The organism is Bacillus sp. Je.9.29.b (assembly GCF_051129925.1).
Classification (GTDB): domain Bacteria; phylum Bacillota; class Bacilli; order Bacillales; family Bacillaceae; genus Bacillus; species Bacillus safensis.
On sequence record NZ_JBCPSO010000005.1, the window covers coordinates 258,786 to 279,751 of the forward strand.

The 20,966-nt window shown below is 42.1% G+C and carries 17 protein-coding genes and 2 pseudogenes; 5 read left to right on the plus strand and 14 right to left on the minus strand.

Annotated elements, in window-relative coordinates:
* Positions 1 to 121: 121 nt before the first annotated feature.
* Positions 122 to 418, plus strand: a pseudogene (locus tag AAZR19_RS12125) (NucA/NucB deoxyribonuclease domain-containing protein); the annotation flags it as partial.
* A 305-nt stretch (positions 419 to 723) separates the two neighbouring features.
* Here AAZR19_RS12125 and AAZR19_RS12130 read toward each other — a convergent pair.
* Positions 724 to 1,836, minus strand: a complete 1,113-nt coding sequence (locus AAZR19_RS12130; protein ID WP_041106640.1) for a Rap family tetratricopeptide repeat protein — start codon at positions 1,834 to 1,836, stop codon at positions 724 to 726.
* A 1,247-nt stretch (positions 1,837 to 3,083) separates the two neighbouring features.
* Between AAZR19_RS12130 and AAZR19_RS12135 the strand changes: the two genes are divergently transcribed.
* Positions 3,084 to 3,662, plus strand: a complete 579-nt coding sequence (locus AAZR19_RS12135) for a hypothetical protein (RefSeq protein WP_003217212.1) — start codon at positions 3,084 to 3,086, stop codon at positions 3,660 to 3,662.
* Between the two features lie 45 nt (positions 3,663 to 3,707).
* Here the strand turns inward: AAZR19_RS12135 and AAZR19_RS12140 are convergent.
* From AAZR19_RS12140 to AAZR19_RS12150, 3 genes and pseudogenes are all read right to left on the minus strand, one after another.
* Positions 3,708 to 4,155 (minus strand): annotated as a pseudogene (locus AAZR19_RS12140) (transposase); the annotation flags it as partial.
* A 293-nt stretch (positions 4,156 to 4,448) separates the two neighbouring features.
* Positions 4,449 to 5,270 carry an ammonia-dependent NAD(+) synthetase gene (gene nadE, locus AAZR19_RS12145; RefSeq protein ID WP_024424335.1) on the minus strand — a complete coding sequence of 274 codons (822 nt, stop codon included), beginning with the start codon at positions 5,268 to 5,270 and terminating at the stop codon, positions 4,449 to 4,451.
* A gap of 198 nt (positions 5,271 to 5,468) precedes the next feature.
* Positions 5,469 to 6,065, minus strand: coding sequence for a DUF1989 domain-containing protein (locus AAZR19_RS12150; RefSeq protein WP_034283248.1), 597 nt, complete (start codon positions 6,063 to 6,065; stop codon positions 5,469 to 5,471).
* Between the two features lie 112 nt (positions 6,066 to 6,177).
* Between AAZR19_RS12150 and AAZR19_RS12155 the strand changes: the two genes are divergently transcribed.
* A complete protein-coding gene (locus AAZR19_RS12155) occupies positions 6,178 to 7,494 on the plus strand; it encodes an amino acid permease (protein ID WP_404841346.1) in 1,317 nt (438 codons plus the stop codon).
* Here the strand turns inward: AAZR19_RS12155 and AAZR19_RS12160 are convergent.
* From AAZR19_RS12160 to AAZR19_RS12190, 7 genes are all read right to left on the minus strand, one after another.
* Positions 7,489 to 8,247: a YqcI/YcgG family protein gene (locus AAZR19_RS12160; RefSeq protein ID WP_434703292.1), complete on the minus strand. Its 759-nt coding sequence runs from the start codon at positions 8,245 to 8,247 to the stop codon at positions 7,489 to 7,491. The two genes, AAZR19_RS12155 and AAZR19_RS12160, sit on opposite strands and share 6 nt — an antisense overlap.
* A gap of 191 nt (positions 8,248 to 8,438) precedes the next feature.
* The gene (locus AAZR19_RS12165; protein ID WP_076840687.1) at positions 8,439 to 8,822 is read right to left on the minus strand and encodes a UPF0715 family protein; all 384 of its coding nucleotides are present in this window, start codon (positions 8,820 to 8,822) and stop codon (positions 8,439 to 8,441) included.
* 104 nt (positions 8,823 to 8,926) lie between these two features.
* On the minus strand, positions 8,927 to 9,556 hold the full coding sequence (locus AAZR19_RS12170; protein WP_024424337.1) for a LysE family translocator: 630 nt from the start codon (positions 9,554 to 9,556) through the stop codon (positions 8,927 to 8,929).
* A 92-nt stretch (positions 9,557 to 9,648) separates the two neighbouring features.
* The gene (locus AAZR19_RS12175) at positions 9,649 to 10,839 is read right to left on the minus strand and encodes an MFS transporter (RefSeq protein WP_202739476.1); all 1,191 of its coding nucleotides are present in this window, start codon (positions 10,837 to 10,839) and stop codon (positions 9,649 to 9,651) included.
* Between the two features lie 54 nt (positions 10,840 to 10,893).
* Positions 10,894 to 11,940, minus strand: coding sequence for a Gfo/Idh/MocA family protein (locus AAZR19_RS12180; RefSeq protein WP_024424339.1), 1,047 nt, complete (start codon positions 11,938 to 11,940; stop codon positions 10,894 to 10,896).
* Positions 11,937 to 12,803, minus strand: a complete 867-nt coding sequence (locus AAZR19_RS12185; RefSeq protein ID WP_434703296.1) for an HAD-IIB family hydrolase — start codon at positions 12,801 to 12,803, stop codon at positions 11,937 to 11,939. Before AAZR19_RS12185 ends, AAZR19_RS12180 begins: the two co-directional genes overlap by 4 nt.
* A complete protein-coding gene (locus AAZR19_RS12190) occupies positions 12,778 to 14,103 on the minus strand; it encodes a DegT/DnrJ/EryC1/StrS family aminotransferase (RefSeq protein ID WP_202739478.1) in 1,326 nt (441 codons plus the stop codon). The genes AAZR19_RS12185 and AAZR19_RS12190 overlap by 26 nt, the downstream gene beginning before the upstream one ends.
* A 109-nt stretch (positions 14,104 to 14,212) precedes the next feature.
* On the opposite strand from AAZR19_RS12190, the gene AAZR19_RS12195 reads away from it, so the two are divergent.
* The gene (locus AAZR19_RS12195; protein ID WP_218676869.1) at positions 14,213 to 15,202 is read left to right on the plus strand and encodes a LacI family DNA-binding transcriptional regulator; all 990 of its coding nucleotides are present in this window, start codon (positions 14,213 to 14,215) and stop codon (positions 15,200 to 15,202) included.
* Between the two features lie 214 nt (positions 15,203 to 15,416).
* Here AAZR19_RS12195 and AAZR19_RS12200 read toward each other — a convergent pair whose 3' ends face one another.
* The 3 genes from AAZR19_RS12200 to AAZR19_RS12210 all read right to left on the minus strand — a co-directional run bounded on the left by AAZR19_RS12200 (position 15,417) and on the right by AAZR19_RS12210 (position 19,678).
* Positions 15,417 to 17,039, minus strand: a complete 1,623-nt coding sequence (locus tag AAZR19_RS12200) for an L-lactate permease (RefSeq protein WP_041106650.1) — start codon at positions 17,037 to 17,039, stop codon at positions 15,417 to 15,419.
* Positions 17,040 to 17,082: 43 nt separating this feature from the next.
* Complete coding sequence (locus AAZR19_RS12205; protein WP_041106652.1) at positions 17,083 to 18,030, minus strand: L-lactate dehydrogenase; 948 nt, start codon at positions 18,028 to 18,030, stop codon at positions 17,083 to 17,085.
* A gap of 217 nt (positions 18,031 to 18,247) precedes the next feature.
* Positions 18,248 to 19,678, minus strand: a complete 1,431-nt coding sequence (locus tag AAZR19_RS12210; protein WP_041106654.1) for a YfcC family protein — start codon at positions 19,676 to 19,678, stop codon at positions 18,248 to 18,250.
* Between the two features lie 153 nt (positions 19,679 to 19,831).
* On the opposite strand from AAZR19_RS12210, the gene AAZR19_RS12215 reads away from it, so the two are divergent.
* The gene (locus AAZR19_RS12215; RefSeq protein ID WP_434703299.1) at positions 19,832 to 20,959 is read left to right on the plus strand and encodes a M20 peptidase aminoacylase family protein; all 1,128 of its coding nucleotides are present in this window, start codon (positions 19,832 to 19,834) and stop codon (positions 20,957 to 20,959) included.
* Positions 20,960 to 20,966 lie beyond the last annotated feature (7 nt).

Genomic DNA, 20,966 nt, shown 5'->3' on the forward strand with positions numbered 1-20,966 from the left:
TTCTGAAAATACTGTCAACAGAAATGAAATTAAGTGAATCGAACTAATTATGTTTGCTATTATTGTTCAAAAAAATCAATATTTAGTTAAATGGACTTAAGTAGATCGTTCTACTAATTTAATGAATTTTTGGTTATTTTGTCAAACCCAATTCGACATAAAAAGACCTCTCCTTCTTCTGAAGAGGTCTCAGTATGATGTGAAATTGAAGTTTCCGACTGATAAGTATCCAGAAACAGCATGACACATAAAAAATGCTATAAAAAAGAGCGCTTCTGCCGTCTTCACGATTGATAAAGAAGGTGCCGATAAAAATAGAGACGAATCATTGAAAAACATACCAACAAAAAGGGCATATGATCGAAATGAATTCCCTATGGCTATGTGTGAAGAAGGCGGTGCAGGAGCCGATATAGAATAAATATCTCCTTCAGACAATCGAGGTGCGGGGCCGTACTGTTTGTTGTTGATTAGGGTTATGCAACTTTGAATTAGATCGCAGCTTATTCAAAAAATCCCTATCCAATTGGAAGGGATTTTTTCTGAGTGTCTGTTAGTGCATTGGTGTTGTTCAAGAAGAATTTCCAAATAGACAGACCCAAAAGGTCTGCCATTTTTCATGTACCTAATCGAATAGCCAACTCCATAGCAGTCTCGGTATGATTCAGATATGAACCACCAACCAACATCATGATCGCAAGACCAGCTAAAACAAAGCTTTTTTTAATGTTCATACAAACAGTCGCCCCTTCGAATTTGTTTTTGAGCGTACACCATTTGCTGATACAAATATACAGATTCCTCCATACGCTCACATTTAGTATAAAATTCTGCGGACTCTAATGCCAGTTCTTCTAAATATGGATAACCCCTAATGTTATCAAATCGTTTCAAAATATCCTTGAGATCATCAAGATTAAGTGGCTTTATATATAGGTTTACAAGAAAATCGTACAAAGATTCGAATAATTGATCAGGGTTTGATTTTAGATAATCTATGCCACGCTGCAAATATTCCTTGGCCAATTCATCGTTACCCAATTTAAAATGGATCAGAGCCTGCTGATAAAGGATTGCTCGTATGTGAGAATGACGTTTCAAATAAATTTCAGCTTCCTCCAAATGATCTAATGCCAACTGATATTTTTCCAAACTAGAATAACAGTGACCCAAGTTCATCAAACTTATACCAATCATTAATTCATCCTTAATCGCATGTGATTTTTCTAATGCTTTGTCTAAATGCGGGAGAGACTTTTCAGAACTGTTAAGATCAATATAATTTCCTGAAACAACAAAACGAGACTGAATTTCTCGGACAAGATAAGTCGGGTGCGCCTTATATGTATCAAGGGCTAGCATGATGTAATACATAGACATTTGAGTTTGCTTCATGTGATAGAAAATCTCTGCCATCTTGAAGTAAAACTCTGCTCTTTCAACTTCATCCGCCACTCGATCCAACCGTTTTTCTGCCTGTCGATAAAAAGTAATCGCAGTAATGTAATCACCTTGCGAAAACTCATACATCCCTTTGAAAAAATTAAAATAGTATTCCAGGATTCCAGTAAGCTTCCGCCCTTGCCCTTCAACTGATCGCAGGTACTCCGCTTTGTTTAATTTCCGAGCTCCTAGATTCATGTATTCAAGCATTTGTTCGTGGCGGAATTCCATAAGCTGAAAATAAAGAACAGCTTGCTCATCTTCCTCCATGATGTCTAAATCCCTTCTGATCTCACTCCGAAGCATTTCCGCATCTGTTACATTCAGCCTCTTGATATTCTGATACCATTCATTAATCTTCTGACCGATTTTCGCTGAAGATACAGCTGCCATTTATTCATCCCCCTCAATTTTTGCCGTTTTATGTTAAATCCTAGCACATGAAATACGTCCAAAACCCATTTTAGTTCCAATTTTGAAAATTTTCGGTATCTCACAAACAGATTTTCAAACTGATTTCAGTAGCCAAAACGAAAAAACACATTTAAAGCCCTTATAAGCGTTTTTGACACACCACCCCTACTTTTAATACCTAAACAAAAAAAGCAATCAGAATCAAATCTGAGCGACCTCAACTGAAATTTTTAAGTAAACCTCTATGTAAGTGTTAAAATCTATTGATTTCCGTCAAGCGCCTTTCAAGAAGCAGCCTAGCTCTTTCTTTTTCGTTTTCGTTTTCGTTTTCGTTCCTCATTAGCTTTGATTAAAAACAAAACTGAAAGACCTAGAATGAGTAATCCTATCTCAAACAGGTTTATTCCTACTTCTACCTTCACATGATTCACCTCTGCAGTGACTGGATTTTATCACAAAAAAAATCCGTCAAAATGAAGCACTGGAAAATAAAAAAAATGCTTGCGGACACCGCAAGCAAAATGGAATTTTTTCAACAAAAACATAATATTAAGAAACAAAAAAACAAGCTCTCCAGCCTGTTCATTAGCGATAATTGACAATCTAATTCTTCTCTATTCGAAATTTCTCCTCCCAATTAAAAGAACCTTAATTGCGGACACCGCAACTGAAAAATAAAAATTCCACCATATTACCAATTATCAAGAAATAAATGGTAGCATTTGAATATATCAAAGAAAGTGAGTGATTTTTATAAGCCCATGTCTCTTATGACTCTTTATGCAACCATTTTTTAGACTCTCTTATGATCCCCCAAAATAGGAACCTGTACAGAACTACAAGCAAGAAAAAAGTATAAACAAATTCAAAGGGAGAGAATGGTTCATAATCAATTATGTATGCATTAATAAACACTATTACCAAAGAAAACAATTCCATCAAAGAATCTATAAATCTGTTTTCTTTGAACACGTCCCTTGTCTTTTTGAAATTAAAGATGTCTTTAATTTCCCCACTGGAAAGTCCTTTGATTAAAGCTAACCCTATCAAGTACACACCAAAAGACATCTCAAAGGAAAAACTCAACATCTGAGTGATTACACAATAAATCAAAGTGAATAAGAATAAATACATTTTATTACTCTCCTTAACCTCTAAGTATTCCACCCCAATAGAAGGAAATATCATGTATGCGTTACCCCAAAAAACAAATAGGAGTGGTACGTATGTTTAAAAAATTTCTAGTAGTGTTATGTGTACTTACTATTACATTTGGTTTCTCTTCTCCAATGATTAGTCATGCCAGTCAAGGTAATAATGAGACCCCTCCAGTCAGTGTAGATAAAAAACAATTGGAATTAGCAGAGAAACTATCTAATTACTTCGAATTAGATAAGGATGGAAATATTCATTTTACAGCTGATAAAGAAACCCTTATGGAAATGGGAATTTCAGAACACGACAGTCTACTAATGACTTCAATGAAATCAGAAGAATTTAGCTTTGAAGAGAATGAGAAAAAAGGTGACATGCAGACATTAGGTTTTGTAGGTTTACACCTCAAATTAGGACCGAAAGTTAGAAGCATGAATGCCATAGTAGCAGGTGGATTTGCAGCCGGATATATCGGTTGGTACACAAGTCGAATTGCTGCTGCTGGACCATGGGGTGCTGGAGCCGCTGCGGCTATTACTGCTGGAACCTCTGGTGCTGTTGCATGGGCAGTTAAAAACAAATATAAGAAAGTTGATGTAGGCGTAAATATTATGTTTGTTGATTTAGCATATACTGTAAAAATACCTTAAAAATTACTGTTAAGCAACAATAAATAAAAAAGGCCTCCCACAGACCTAGCCTAGCTTGGCTAGGTCTGTGGCAATCTTTTTCATGTTCTGGCACGCAGCTGTGAGAAGAACTTGCTCACTCACATTCTGTTTTCCTCTCAACCAACAGTAGCGAAGCCCATGCAGTTATTTTGAATCTGCAAATCTTCGCTCTATTTTTTCTTTTCTCTTTTTATATAACTTTTTTCCAGAGATAGACAGACGATTTTGTCTAATCTTTTCTTTTTGTTCCTCCCATACATGTCTTGAGATCACTTTTTGATGATTTTTCGATCTTGTACAGCTTTCAAGGAAAGGACAAGAAACGCATTTTTTAGGGTCTGATTTATAGTACCTACGGCGATCGGATAAATCCTTTACAGATTGATGTTGTCAAATAACCAGAATCAAGGGCAACCGCTTCTACTTGAAAATCAAATCGGGTGATTTGATGATCCAATCGATCAAGAGAAGGACGACCTTTATTCTCACTATAATAAGGTTTGACTTTGTCTATGATAAATGAAAAATCAATGTACTGATCAATTTTACGAAGCAGGTGATCCTCTTCGACCAGTTGATCTAGTAATACAAATTCGGCTTCGTGCTGAGAAGAATTTCTAGTGTGGAACATAAGAAAAAACACCTCCTTTAGTGGACTTATCTCTATTATAAAATTTGGAGATGGAAACTTTAAGGAAAAAAATAAAGCTGTCGAGATTTTCTCGACAGCCTGATACCTCTCCATCTTCTGGAGAGGTTTCTTTTTTATTTCCACCAGTCATCAAACATGGAAGCGGGTACTTGGCGTTTATGCTCTGATTGAACATAACGCTTTTCAATCGCTTCGGCGGCTTGATCTGACACTGGTTTTCCTTCTAAGTAATCATCAATTTCATTGTACGTAATGCCGAGTTCTGTTTCATCCGTTTGCTGAGGCTTGTCATCCAGCAGATCGGCTGTTGGTTTCTTTAAATACAGGCGTTCCGGTGCTTCTAGCGCTTCGAGTAGCGCCCGTCCTTGGCGTTTTGTCAAACCTGTGAGCGGAAGAACATCTGCACCGCCATCACCGTACTTCGTGAAGAAGCCGGTTACTGCTTCAGCTGCATGATCTGTACCGATAACAAGCAATCCTTCCTCACCACCGACGGCATATTGCGCGATCATTCTCATGCGTGCTTTGACATTTCCTTTATTAAAGTCAGACAATGGGCCGCCAGTTTCCTTTTGATATTGATCACTGAATGCTGACACGGCAGGTGCAATATCATATTTCCACGACTTGTCTGGCTGAATAAATGATAGGGCGAGCTGTGCATCATCTTCATCCTGCTGCACACCATGCGGAAGGCGTACCGCAATAAAGACCGCATCCTCTTTTCCTTCTTGACGAAGCTCACTGACAGCAAGCTGTGCAAGACGTCCGGCAAGCGTTGAATCCTGCCCACCGCTAATACCGAGAACAAATCCTTTTGCACCGGTTTTTTTCAAGTACTCTTTTAGAAATCCAACCCGTTTTTCGATCTCCTGCTTTGGGTCAATTGAGGGCTGCACATGCAACTCTTGGCTGATCTTTTTCTGCAAACTCATACACTTTTCCTCCTAAGCATCCTCTACATGAAGAGAACAGGTTTTACTCACAATTCATTGATTTAACAACGTTTTTTGAATCTTCATTATACCATGTTTTCATCAAGAACATTTTGTTAGACGTTCCCCTATTTCTTAGATGATCAAACATTCACAAGTGAAAAAGACCACGTCTTTATGGACTGGTCCTTTTCTTTTTTAATCAATTTCTACCCGTATAGATGTACAGCTTGATCCATTACACTTCCCAATATCAGCAGGACATGCAGACACGGCCACAATGAGATCCATTTCAGCCCGCAGGCGAATGTAGTCACCGGGCAGCGATTTTGGCAGCTCGACAGACAGCTTTCCTTTTTCATCAATGACTGTATTCATAAAGGCATTAAAAGGATAGTACATATCCTCCTTTGGAATTCCAAAGGGCTCAAAGGCCGTCCGCAAATTGTCGTAGCATGTATGCATGACCTCTAAGTGCGTCCGGCCGTATAAAAGCTGATACATCTCTTGCCGGCAGGCGGGCATGTATAAATCATGGCATTCTACTGTATCTTCAATGATCGTAAACATCGGTTTATATAAATTAGAATAAAGCTTATCGCCTTTTTTCACTTTAGACGAGAACAAACTGTCCATCGTCGCACCTTGGTCAAATTTTTCATAAAAATCTTTTTCATGATAGGCCATCACATCTGCTACTTGCTGGCCTTCGACATCAACCACTCGCATACATTGGCCTTTTCCTAAACGAAAGCCAAGTCTACCCTTTGGTAAAATGACGTGTTCTCCGTTCATCACATGCACTCCTTTCCATGACAGTATGCCCAAAATGTCCCCTTGATCATGTATAAAAAAAAGAGGCGGTCACAAGCTAAAGTCATTGAAACAGAAAGGTGTTGCACTTGCATTGAAAGAAGAACAATCTTTATCTTGGTGGCAGCTTTCTCTCATCGGAGTCGGCTGTACAATTGGCACTGGTTTCTTCCTTGGTTCCAGCATCGCCATTACAAAATCCGGTTATTCCGTCTGCATCTCCTTTTTGCTTGCTGCGGTCGGAACGTATCTCGTCTTTAAACATTTAGCTGCGATGACAGCCGATCATCCTGATAAAGGGTCGTTTTGTTCCTATGCTCGTAAAGCATACGGACGCTGGGCAGGGTTTAGCAATGGCTGGGTGTATTGGTTTGCAGAAATGCTGATTACAGGAAGTCAGTTAACCGCCATTTCTCTATTTACCCGCCACTGGTTTCCTTCTGTTCCGCTTTGGGTGTTTTCTGCGATTTATTCCGCTCTTGCCCTGCTCGTGATTATCATTGGGCTTTCTTCTTTTCAAAAGACAGAAAATGTTCTTGCGGTACTGAAAACAGCGGCGATTTTTCTGTTTATGATTCTTGCGGTGCTTGTGTTATTCGGCATTTTGACAGAACATAAACCGACCCTGCATCTGCCTAACAAGGATCACGAATGGATGCCTCTTGGTCCGCTTGGTCTTTGGAATGGATTGATTTACGCATTTTATGCATTTGGGGGAATTGAAGTCATGGGGCTGATGGCGGTTCATTTAAAGAACCCGAAGGATGCGGCAAAAGCTGGACGTGTCATGCTGATCATTCTAGCAGTCATCTATATCGTCTCGATCGGACTTGCTCTCTTGCTTGTCCCAGTGACAGCCTTTAATGAGAACAGCAGTCCATTTATTACTTCATTAGAGCCGTTTCATTTATCGATCTTTCTTCATATCTTTAATGGCATTTTCATTATTGCTGGTTTTTCGACATTGGTTGCCTCTCTCTATGCGGTCACAACGCTGCTCGGCACAATGTCAGAGCATCAGGATGCACCTGCTTGCTTTAAACAAAAAGATCCATCGCATGTGAGATGGTCTTCGATTATCTTAACTGCTGCTGGCTTAATTGTCTCGATTTTGCTTGCACTCTTTTTGTCCAAACACATCTACGAGCATCTCACAACAGCAGCCGGTCTTACCCTGCTGTACACATGGATTTTTATTCTGTTCTCAAGTAAAAAGCTATCCAAGCCATCCACCCGCCAAACGTGCGAAATGATTCTTGCGCTGCTCTTAATTGGAGCCGCCGTTTCAGGCACATTAACAGAGGCAAGCGGACGACCTGGCTTTTTTATCAGCCTTGGGATCATTGCAGTGATTGCCATCATGGTGCTATTTATGAGGAAAAAGTGGAAGCAGGATCAGACCGCATCATAATTTCATCATGTTTTTTAATGCAGTAAATGGACATTTGGCGGAGGCTGGTTTCTCCGCCTCTTCATCTGGGAGAAAGTATTGCTTCCATTCATGATTGGTCGGGTCACCGTACCATTTTAATGATGGGTGAACACTGACCTCATCATATGCTTTGAGCCGCTTGCGAACGAGCTGGCTCATTTTTTGTCCAAACTTGGTCGATCCATTTAATTTCTCAAACACCCATCTAGGCTGAAATGCCATCAAGAGATAAGGGAAGTGGCGGCTTTTTCTGAGCTTATGAGCAGGTGTGGAACACAAAATAAAATACGCCTCACCATAGAAGCAATACTCCCACTCATGATGATGAGTATCTAACGGGATCTCCTCAGGCCACGGTTCTTCATCTTTATGATGCAGCCGTTGAAGCAGCGACCAAAACTGCTGCTCAAACTCTTCAAGCGAACTTTCCTTTAAGTCCTGCGGTGTTTCAAAAAAACAGATAAATGAAGCATATTGACCGGTTTCTTTCGCACAGCCTTGATATTCTCTCAGCAGCTGGGCTAATTCATCCACCGCTTCCTCTTTCCTCGGGTCACCAACAAACCCATAGCGTAAATGATCGAGAAAAAATCCCTGTCTTCCGGGTACACAAGGGAATGTATCGGCTTCATCTCCTACCATCTCGCCAAATTGTGTGAAAGCATCCTGCTTCCATTCTTCTAGTGATCGTAGATTTTGATCAAGGCAACTTTTTGCATACAGCTGGGCCATTTCTTTACACCTCGTTTTAGCGTCTTCTCCATAGCCTATGAGGTGCAAATGGCTGTGGTGACTGTCCTTCCACGACTTTCCTAGCGCATGACAAAATGGGGTTTCCATTCAAATTGAGCAGGTATTTGTTTCTTTTATTCTATTATGTATGATCAGACTAGTGTAAGTTAATAGAGAGCCTTTCGTCATACCTACGATCGATTATTCATCAAAAAGACGGAATCCAGCACCCAATAAATAAGGGCTGCGCAGAAGCTAAACAGATAGACTTTATAGCTGATGAACACAACAAGCCCATAATCAATCCATAAAGCCAAAGCCGAACAAACCAGCCATGCCGCAATAAAATAAATCAGTAAGTCACGGCTTCGAAACCTCTTAGGATGCCGGTGCAAAACAAGCTGAATCGGTGCAGCAAAAATGACATAAGCGAGCAAAATGAACAGACTGGTCATCTCCACATAACTAAAGCCCAATTCAGGCGGCATGAATAAAAACGTATAAACGAATGTTGCTGTGATGACTGATAAAATCAGCATACACACATAGTTGAATACTGGCAAAAACAGACGCATAGCAGAAGCTCCTTCAAACCATTTTCTGTTCCATCATTATTCAATAATGTATTATATCTGTCAATCCTTACAAAAAAACAGACTGAATGTGTCAGTCTGTTTTTCTACCCAATCAACGCCATGATCCCCTGATATCCAAAATAGGCGCCGAAACCAAGTAAAGATAGACCTGCCAGAACAGATAAACCATGTAAAACACGTTCACTTAAATAACGCCTAAACGAACTAGCAAGCAGCGCCATACTGAAATCCCAGATCAGCATGCCGATAAAAATAGCCATACTGTACATGAGCATTTGGGAAGCTCCATACTTTTCGATCGTATTGGCTAAGATGCTGCCATAAATGCCAAGCCAAAACAAAATACTGAGCGGATTAGAAAGAGAAATGAAAAATCCGGTCATGAACGATTTGCCAATTGATGTGTTTTCGCTGTCCTTTTTCGGACTTTCCTGCAAATTGATTTTACGCAGACTTTCAATGCCGGTATAGGTCAAAACGAAAAAGCCGAACAGCCACAAAAAGGTTTTGACAAGAGGTGCAGTCAAAAGCTGGGCGACACCAAAATAGATGAGAAGCATATAGACAATATCCGCAGCCATAGCCCCCACACCAAAAATCCACGCATGCCAAAATCCACTTTTAATCCCTCTGTCGATTTGAGCTGCATTGACCGGCCCAACAGGCGCTGAAAGTGACAACCCTAAAAAGATATAACCAAAAAACACCGCCACATAGACGTCCTCCTTTTGATGCTGACTTGTACATGTTATTCAAACTTTCTGCGTTTTAGTACAAGTCCTTTGTCATCATTTCAGGTGGATGCTTAGCGGTCTGCTTTCAGTGCCGACTGCTGCGCGTGTACCGTTTCTTTTTTCTTAGAACGATTCATTTGAATCGCAGCTGCAAACAGAAGAACAGCTAAGAAGGCAAATACAAAGACGGCACTTGCCGCTCCTGCCCATTCCAGACTAAATCCAATCAAAAAGGACAAGCAGGCTCCGCCTAAGCTCGCGGCTGCAATAAAATAACTCGTCGCCTCATCGATGGCATTTTCAATCATTAAGGCAGATGCTGTCAGTGCGATTGGGAACATGCCCGCTGCGCAAAGACCGATGAAAAAGATGAGAATCAGCTGCGCGGTCATGTGGGTTGTCAGAGCGAATATCACAAGCAGCAAAATCATCAGTGATGCGCTTAGCTTTAAAAAACGCAGCGGATGCAGCTGATCAGCTTTTCTCGCAATCACGGTTCTGCCGATAACGATCGCTGTCCAGAAAGTAGAGACCGCAAAGAGGCCCCAATTTTCTCCCCCTTTTTCCAGCATGATCGACGGCAAAAAGTTCGCAAAGTTCGTTTCAATCCCTGCGTAGAAAAAGGCAAAGCAAATCATGATCACCACGATCATTCGATTATTTCGATCAACAAGTAAGGACGGTTTCCTCGTCCCTTCTGTGGAAGGAGCATCCATCTGTCCGTGAGGCAGTTTGTTCATAAAAACCAGCCAAAGCATAAGAAAAAATGTCAGCGCACCCACCTGAAATAAAAACACATACTGCCATGTCTGTTCTGTGACAGTCAGCAGAATCACTAGCGGGAATAACAGCGCACCTAATCCAAAAAAGACCTCCATGATACTGATTCGCTTTGCACTATTAGCCATCGAAATGACATACGCACCGGCCGTTGTCTCAAGACTGCCTGCGCCGCTCCCAAGAAAAAAACCTGCAAGCACAAGCGTTGTCCAGCCCGGCACCAATAGCCCCAGCAGAAGTGAGCCGATCATCAGCAAAAGACCCATGGTCAGCACAGCGCCATAGCCTTTTTTTCTCACTAGAATGGGGGATAACAGAACACCTGTCAAAAATCCAATAAACTGAAAAAAAATTAAAGATGATAATTCCCCGGGGCCCTTATCGTAACTCGACAGCAAATAAGGCGTTAAGCTGCCAAAAAACACATGAATGGTCCCAATAAAAAAATAAAAGACACAGCCAAAATAAAATACCTTTTTCATCTTTTCACTTCCTCTAAAAAGGAGCGGAGTCATCACATCCTCCGCTCCACCTCTTTAATATGCCTGTGCAGAGACGACTGCCTCTTCCCTCTCAAAGCATGTATTGAGCGCAGCCTGCGCGCGATAACCATCTTCGAAATCAGCGACCTTCATATGAGATGGGTATGGATCTGTATTCACCCAATGCATCAGCTGATCGCGGAATGTATCGGACCATCCGTAAAATTCATTTGGCGGATCTGTCAGCAATGTTTGCGGCATTTGATGACGTTCCACACACAATCCATCACTAATCTCATATTCGTTTTTCATGTTCGTGTGGTATTTGAATACCTTGTCATGTCCAACGACTTCTACACTAAATCCACATTCCTCAGGCTGCGTGCTTTTGGATGTCACCAAATGAAAGAACACTTGATTCTCCATCTGTCCGAAAATTTCGGTATGATCGTCCACCTGAACCTTTTTCTCTTCTTTTTCCTTTACATGTGTCAGCATCTTGGTGTTAAGTGATTCCTTCTTCATTTCACTGCCAAATAAGTACCACAGCATATCAATCAAATGAATGCCAAGATCCCCTAGTGCACCGCTCGTACGAAGACTTTCGCCGCTGTCTCTCCATGAAAAAGTCTTTCTTCTAAGGGCACTGTTTTTCTTAAAATGAGTTCTGACGGTTAAAATGCGGCCTAATTCACCGTTGGCAATCAAGTTCTTCAATATATTCACAAAGGATAAATAACGATAGTTAAAGCCCATACTGGCTTGAACTTGGAACTGTTTGGCTGTCTCCACCATTTCCTTCGCTTCCTTCAGCGACACAGCCATCGGTTTTTCACATAAAATCGGCTGTCCTGCTCTTAGCGACTGAAGGGCATGGTCCTTGTGACAAAAATTAGGAGAAGCAATAATCAACCCATCAGATGCATCTGCCAGTGTCTCAATACTTGAATACACACGTCCGCCGTACTGTTTAATGAATCCCTGTGCAACTGACTCGTGCAAATCATAGACACCGGATAATTCTGCACCTTTGATCGTTGATAATGCTCTTGCATGTGCTTTTGCAATATTCCCTGCTCCAACAATTCCAATTTTCTTCATGAATGTGCCTCCTCATGTTTATACATCACTGTTTTCAGTGTTTCATAGATTCCTTTTGCATACCCATGATGACAAATTTGGTGATGGTGCCGTTTGGCTTCGGCTGTCGCATTTTGGACAAGGAAACCGTGTGTGACGGATTGAAGCATCCGCAAATCGTTCCCACTATCACCAAAGGCAAAGCCTTGATCTTTCGATAAATCATATTGGTTCAGCATAAAACGGACAATTTCATCCTTCCCTGTTCCGACTGGTAAAAAATCGACATCATAGCAATCCACAGGATCTCCTGCAAGCGGGTTGCATTTGTTGATATTGACCGCCACGCCTCGCTCTTTAGCCAGTGTTTGGATAAATGATAGATGATGAAGATCTGTCCGTTCATCCTGCTCCTGATAATAGAAATTCTTCTTATACCCTGAGCTGCCCAGCTGCGTTTGCGGCCTAAGGGAAATTCCCTTTTCTCGGATGGTTTCCAGGATGTCTTCGATTTTTTCATCTGAAAAGCCCTGCGCATCCAGCCGCTTCATCCACTCTGCATCTGGCTGTCCAAAATGAGCATCCGACGTATATACAATCTCAGTCCCTAAGTTCGACGCAATGAAATGCGGGAATTGATGAAACCCGCCTTTTTCCATTTTGCTCGTGACAGAATCGAGGCTGCTTCCCGTCACCCAGCCCAGCAAGAGCTGTCCCGCTTCACTCTTTTCTGCTACAAAGGCTTCCAGCCGCTTGACATCCTCTCTCTGCTCCTCTGTCATTCCGTGAGAATAATACGTTTCATCAAAATCACAGAAAACGATCCACTGCGGATTCTTCGGCTGATTCAGCAGTTTTTTATTGAACGGAAGACTTGATAACATGATGAACCCCCTCGATGACCTTCTCCTGATCTTGCAGCGGCATTCCTGGATAAAGCGGCAAGTGAAGTAATTGCTGCGCTGCTTTTTCCGTGTGTGGAAGTGTCGTTTGTCTATATTTTTGAGAAACAAGATTTGTTTGATGCTGATGCGATAGAACCGGGTAATAGACATCCGTCTCTATGCCCATTTCCAGCAATTTCGCTGCCAGTTCATCTCGGTCTCCCTTCAGCACTCTAATCGGGAATAGATGCCATACATGATCATCTGTCAGCTTCGGGAGCTTCATATATCCTTCATCCTCAAGCGTTTGCAGCTGGTCAATGTATCGCTTGGCTAAGTAAAAACGTTTAAAGTTTTGCAATCCTAAATACTTCATTCGTTCAAGTCCGATCGCTGCCTGCAAATTATCAATTTTGGAATTAAAGCCGTAGTCACTGCGTTTGACATTTTTCTTTCCAGCTTCAAAGCCGTGATAACTGATCTCCATGCATTTTTCCGCTAGGGCCTCATCATTTGTAGCGATGGCTCCTGCCTTGCCGCAGACCCCAAGGTTTTTGTATGGATTAAAGCTGAGAACAAGTCCATCTCCATAAGCACCAAGTCCGCTGCTGCCAATCGCTTGACAGCCGTCTTCAATGATTTTCAGCCCATGCTGTTTCGCAATCGCCGAAATCGCCTTCATATCCGCTTGCTTTCCATATAAATGAACCGGTAGAATGCATACCGTTTTATCTGTGATATGCTTCTCTATTTCACTCGGTGAGAGGCAGTAGGTTTCAGGATCAATATCGGCATAAACCGGAACAGCCCCAATGGCAAGCACTGCATTTTCTGTTGCAGCAAAGCTGTTAGCCGGCAAAATTACCTCGTCTCCTGGATGGACGCCTGCTGATATGAGACTGATCATCAATGCATCTGTTCCACTTGACGTGGCAATGACATATTTTTTCCCTAAGTACTCAGCAATCGCCTTTTCAAACGTCGGAATATATGGCCCTGAAGTAAAACGGCCAGAGCTCAATACTTCCTTCAGCACCAGCATAATATCATCGATTTCATCTTCTGAAATCAGTTTGTCAACTGGCAGAAACGGTATCTTTTTTTCCTTATTTTGTTTATAATGGAAGAGAATTTTTTCCAAACCTGTGCGCTCTATATCTTGCTCAAGGAACGTCACCAGCTTTTCATTTGCTAGATGCTTTTCAACTGAATCGGCCTTTACTTGAACACCTTGATTGATCATATCCAGCAAAGGAAGATAATCCTTGCTTTTACCTGATATCTTCGTCAATATTTGCATTCCATTCCCTCCAATTAATCAATTCCTTTTGTTAATATTTAACTTGTTTCACATTGTAAATGATGTTATCGATTTCAGAACAATAACTTTGTGTAAAGGATTTGTTAATATGTGTACAATTTATGAAATTGCCAAACGCTGCGGGGTTTCAACCACCACCGTTTCCAGAGTGCTAAACCATCACCCATATGTGTCAGAAGAAAAGCGGCAGCTCATTTTACAGGTGATGAAAGAAATGGAATATACACCGAGTTCAGCAGCCCGCACACTAAGGTCACATCAGACAAAAACCATTGCTGTGTCTGTTCCAGCTGTGGATCATCCTTTTTTTGCACAATTGATTAAAGGCATTTCAAAAGAAGCCCTTGATCAAGGATATAAAGCCATCGTGCTTCAGACGTTTTATCAAGAAGCATTGGAGCTTGAAGGGCTTCAATTATTAAAAAGAAAAGAAGTAGATGGGGTCATATTGGGGGCATTAGAAAATCAGTGGGAAAAGATCGAGCCATTTTTAACAAACGGCCCCATTGTTATGGCAAATGAATATCACCAAACAGCAAACATCCCGATTATTGGTTACGATGAACGGGAAGCCGCCTATAAAGCCGTTGACTACTTGATTCGGTCGGGGCGAAAATCGATTGGGTTTTGCTTTGATACAGAAAGCAGTGAAGCGCAGAAACAAAGAAAACAGGGCTATCTTGATGCACTCTCTGCTCACGGTTTGCCGCTGCAAGACGATTGGCTGTTTGGAGAGGCCTTTACCATTGAAGACGGCTTTCGCTTAATGGATGTCATCCATCACATGAAGAAAGCGCCTGATGCCATTTTCACCGGCAATGATCAAGTCGCAGCTGGGCTCATTAAACAGGCTATTTCATATGGCTATCAAATCCCCAAGGATCTAGCGGTCATCGGCTATGACAACCAAGACATTTGTGAGGTGACAGCTCCAACGATCACCACAATTGACATACCGATCGTAGAGCTTGGCCAGCGGTCTGTGCAGCAAATGATCGCACTCCTGCAAGACCAAAAACCATTACAGCGCGAACATATCCAGCTGCCTACCCGGCTCGTGACAAGAGAATCTACATAAAGAAAAAGACTGAGAGAAATCTCAGTCCTTCAGATTGTTGACAAAGGGCTAACATGATGTTGATTTTAGCCCTTTGTCTTCTTTTCAGCGTGATAGAAAACCTTTGCAGCCCTAGGAAGGACGAGCACCGGAGCGCAGACCTGACACCGAATGCGAGGGTTTGTCTACACGCTAAAAGACTGAGAGAAATCTCAGTCTTTTTTAGTCTATCAACCTATACAAATTGAGCGAGAATGAATGTCCATATACATACAATACCGAGCAGGATGAAGCTGTACTTCACGGTCTTTTTGAAGAGCTCAGATTCTTTCCCTGTTTCTCCAACAGCTGCTGTAGCGATAGCGATTGATTGGGGAGAAATTAATTTCGCCATCACACCACCGGTCGTATTCGCCCCAATTAACAAACCTGCCTGTGAGCCGATTTGAGAAGCAGTGACCGCTTGAAGGTTACCGAATAAGGCGTTGTTACTCACGACAGACCCCGTAATAAACACACCGATCCAGCCAAGCACTGGGCTGACAAGGGGGAACAGATCGCCTGTTTTGGCAAGAGCAAGTCCAATCGCTGAACTTAGTCCAGCAAAGTTGGCAAGGTTGGCAAAGCCCATGACAAAACAAATAGTGAGAACAGGAACCCAAAGCTCTTTCACCGCTGCTTTTAAACAGACAGCGCCTTCTGTTAATGTAATATGTCTGCTAAACAGCCCTGTCAGCATGACCGCAATCAGAATGGCGGTCCCCGTTGCACTGATGACATCAATTTTAAAGATCGCATCAATAGGTGTTTCTGTTTGTGCAATTGGTGGTAATTTCACAATTTGCTGATGTAAAAACGGCATTTTCACTAAAATGGTCGTCCAGTTAAGCGGTCCTCCTACAACAAACAATGCTTTAAATGCTGGCAGACTCCATACTGTAATAACAGCAGTTAAAATATAGAACGGAGACCATGCTTTCAGTATTTCAACACCGCGATACGTTTGTTTCTGTTCAATATCCGGCGCTCCTTTTTCACGATAAATGTGTTTTGGCTGCCATTTCCGAAGAAATAAAGCCAAAACTCCCATACTTGCCAAGGCAGAAATAATATTGGCAAGCTCAGGTCCCATCGTCACCATTGTGACAGCTTGCAAAATGGCATAGGTTCCACTCACAACAAGTAAGGCTGGCAGAGTTTCTTTGATTCCTTTGAATCCATCTACAATCAGAATGAGGAGGAACGGAATACAGAATGAAATAAACGGGATCGTATATACAAGAGTTTGAGATAACGCAAGCGGCGTCATATTGCCCATTTGCGCCCCTGTAATCACTGGAATGCCCACAGCACCAAATGCACCAGACGCAGCATTGGCAATTAAGCAGAGCATCGCAGCTTTCAGCGGTTTAAACCCAAGCTCTGTTAAGAGAGCGGCACTGATCGCAATCGGTACACCAAACCCAGCAGCTCCCTCTAAAAATGCGTTAAAACTAAAACCAATTAATAAGAGCTGAAGACGTTGATCTTGAGAGATTCCTGCAATACTAGATCGAATGACATCGAACTTACCAGATTTCACAGCAATTTTATAGAGCCATACCGCCATGATGACGATATATCCAATCGGCCACAGCCCATTAGATATACCGAGCAGCACAGCAGATAATGCCTTTTCAACCGGCATATGAAAGAAGAAAATAGCTGTTACAAAACTGACGATTAAGGTAAAACAAGCGGCTAAAACACCTTTTAGCTTAAAAACGGTTAATGCAAGAAGGAAAAACAAGATTGGGAGCATTGCCACCAATGCACTGACGAATTCATTACCAAACGGATCATATATTTGCTGCCACATAGTGATTCATCCTTTTCTGCTCAGATAGGTTGTTTTTGATTGATTAAAAATGAGGAGCCAAAATCTCTTTTAACACATTTACACTGTGTGCAAATTTTTCTTTCTCCGTGTCGTTCAATGCAAGCTCCATTACTTCTGTCGCGCCATTTCGATTCACAAGGGCAGGTACACCAATGTAGACATCTTCTGCTCCGTACTCTCCATCTAAGTAAGTGCTGACAGTTAAAATGCTGTTTTCATTGTGCAGGATCGCTCTTGTAATGCGGGCTAAACTCATTGCTACGCCGTAATAAGTGGCGCCTTTTTTCTCAATGATTTGGTAAGCGGCATGACGGACATTTTCCATGATTTCATCTAAGTCTTCTTGTTTGTATTGCTCATTTCTCTTCATTAATTCTGTAATCGGTACACTTCCAATATTTGCATGACTCCAAACAGCAAGCTCTGTATCTCCATGCTCTCCAATGATGTACGCATGCACGTTGTGTGCCGCTGCGTCAAAGTACTCACTGAGCATGTATCTAAATCTTGCCGTATCAAGCGTTGTACCACTGCCAATTACTCGTTCTTTTGGAAGTCCACTGAATTTCCAAGTCGCATATGTCAAAATATCGACTGGGTTTGTGGCAACTAAGAAAATGCCATCAAATCCACTTTTCATCACGTTTTCTACAATGCCTTTAAATATATTTAAATTTTTCTCAACAAGATCAAGTCTTGTTTCACCTGGTTTTTGGTTTGCTCCAGCACAGATACAGACAATATCTGCATCCTTACAATCCTCATAATCTCCATACCATGTATTCACAGGATGCGGGGCAAATGCTTTTCCGTGGTTTAAATCCATCACGTCACCCATTGCTTTGTCTTGATTCAAATCGATGACAACCAATTCATCTGTGATTGCTTGATTTATTAATGTAAAGGCATAACTGCTGCCGACGAAACCTGCTCCAATAAGGGCTACTTTGTTTACTTTTTCGTTTGTCATTTATCTCATCCTCCTGAGTAAAACTAGGCTGTTTTTCTTATGTGAAGTATTTCACATTCTTATTGTGCAACATTTCACAAACTTTTGCAAGGGGGCTGCTCAAAAAAAATATGTAGCGAATTTGTGAACACATTTATTGTGCTTTCAAAGCGCTGGCTCCATACATATTTCCACAAGAAAAAAGCTGCCAAACGCTCGTCGGCAGCTTCCTACATATTTAATAAGGTCCCCAGTTGATCATGACCCCGATACAAATAAACACAAGACCGATGACAAACCAAATGAGGGCAAGCGGCACCATAAAACGCAGCCACTTTACATAAGGAATACCACTTGCAGCAAGCACAGCCATCAACACACCGGAAGTCGGATTGATACAGTTGACCACCCCTTCACCAAGCATTACCGCTTCTACAGCTACCTGTCTTGTGATGCCCATTAAATCAGCGAGCGGCGCAAGAATCGGGATAAAGACAACGGCTTCTCCTGATCCTGATGAAATCAAAAAGTGAAGAAGCGCACTCGCAATATACATCCCGATCGCACCAGCGATTGGACTAAAGCCTGTCAGCATACTCGCCAAGCCGTTGACCACTGTATCAAGCAGCTTCCCGTTTTCTAAAATGACCGAAATACAGCGTGCCATCCCAACAATAAGTGCGCCGTATACAAGGCTTTGGCACCCGATAATAAACGTTTTCGCAATATCATTGGCCGCTAAACCGCCGAGCAGTCCAGCAGCGATAGCCATAAAAATGAACACACCGGCCATTTCCTTATCGGTCCAGCCAAGCTGAAGTGCGCCATATAAGAAACCCCCAAGTGACAATCCGCACACTGCTAAAATCAGCTTATGTCTGCCAGTAAATGCAGGCTTGTCCACAGATTCCGCATCGGCACCGCCAAGTCCCTTAGCAGGAAACCATTGATCGCCAAGAATGCTTCCCTTTTCTTTATTCTTCAGACGTCTTGTATATAAATAGATGTACACAATACTAGAAATAAGAAAACAAAGATAAATAATGACACGCAGGCCAATGCCGGAAAAGATCGGCAGCTCTGCAATCGTTTGTGATAAACCTAATGGAGATGGAGATAAAATCGTTGCGTTAAATCCTGCATAACAGCCGATGTATATGACAGCCGCTCCTGCTACAGCATCCCATTTCAAGGATCGTGCCACAATGATGCCGATTGGAATAAACCCAATGACAGAGTTCACGACAATTCCGGTCGTTCCAAGGATTGAAAATAATCCCCCAACAATACAAATAAACAATAATTGCTTCGTTTGAAACCGGCTGATGACATGGTGAATCATCCCGTTAATAGCACCTGTCTTCTCCAAAATGGCAATGGTTCCGCCCGTAAATAAAATCAGAAAAATGATAGAAGAGGACCCTACCATTCCTTCTTGTATCGCTGTAAAAAAGCCAACTGGACTCACTGGTGATTGATCAATACGGTGATAGCTGCCAGGAACGGCTGTTGTGATCTCCCCAGATGTCTTTCGGTCAAACTCACCCGCTGGTACAAAATACGTTGCGATTGTACAAATCAGTGCAATCATAAATAAGAGAACATACGCATCCGGCATTTGAAGTTTTCGTTTTTGTTTCTCTGGTGCTGATACTGTCGCTGTTTTCATGTGTCAAAACCCCTTTGTCCCGATCGGAATTTCACTTAATTTTCAGAATAATCAAATGATGTGTTATATTATAAACACTGTTGATATTTAAGAGCAATATTATTTCATTAAAATAATGTTTTGGCAGATTATCTGTCAGCAAGGAGGCTTCTCATGACAACTTTGACAAACGAAATGAAACAAACCGTGACAGACATCTTTGAACACTTGCATGCCCACCCGGAAATCAGCTGGGAAGAAACAGAAACGACCGCTTATATTGAAGATATATTGAAAAAATTGGGCTGCAAAACTCAAACATTTGACGACTGTACAGGGGTGATCGGTGAAATTGGAGAAGGCGCACCAGTGGTCGCTGTGAGAGCTGATATTGATGCACTTTGGCAGGAAGTAGATGGTGAGTTTCAAGCCAATCATTCATGTGGCCACGATGCACACATGACAATGGCTCTTGGCACCTTCATGGCATTAAAGGAAAAAGAACGCCCGAACGGCACGATCCGTTTCATCTTTCAGCCTGCTGAGGAAAGAGGCGGCGGTGCGCTGAAAATGATTGAAAAAGGTGTACTCGCAGATGTCGAATACTTATATGGCGTACATGTGCGCCCAATTCAAGAAACATTAAACGGACGCTGCGCTCCTGCTATTTTGCACGGATCAAGTAATCATTACGTCGGCACCATTATTGGCGAGGAAGCGCACGGGGCACGTCCACATCTTGGCGTCAACGTCATAGAAGTGGCTTCAACCCTCGTGCAGAGACTCGCGCATATCCATGTCGATCCAAGAGTCGCGCATTCTGTCAAAATGACCAATTTACATGCTGGCGGGGGCAGCTCAAACATCATTCCAGGCAAAGCTTCTTTTACATTAGATGTACGGGCTCAAACAAACGAAGTGATGGATGAACTAGAAAAAGAAATTGAAAGAGCGGTTCATTCTGTAGCTGATGCCTTTGGCGCTTCCATTACACTTTCAACAGACCATCGACTGCCTGCCGCCACCTTAAATGAAGAAGCTGTCCAGATCATGTCTCATGCAATTGAACAGGTTTTAGGAAAAGAGCAACTTGATCCCCCGATCGTCACAACAGGTGGAGAGGACTTTCACTTTTATGCAGCAAAGCTTCCGCATATCAAATCCACGATGCTCGGTTTAGGCTGTGATTTAAAGCCCGGTCTTCATCATCCGTATATGACCTTCGACCGCTCTGCTATCTTTACTGGCATTGAGATTTTGACCGAGGCTGTCTATCAAACACTCCAGCAGCATTCATCATAAATGAAAA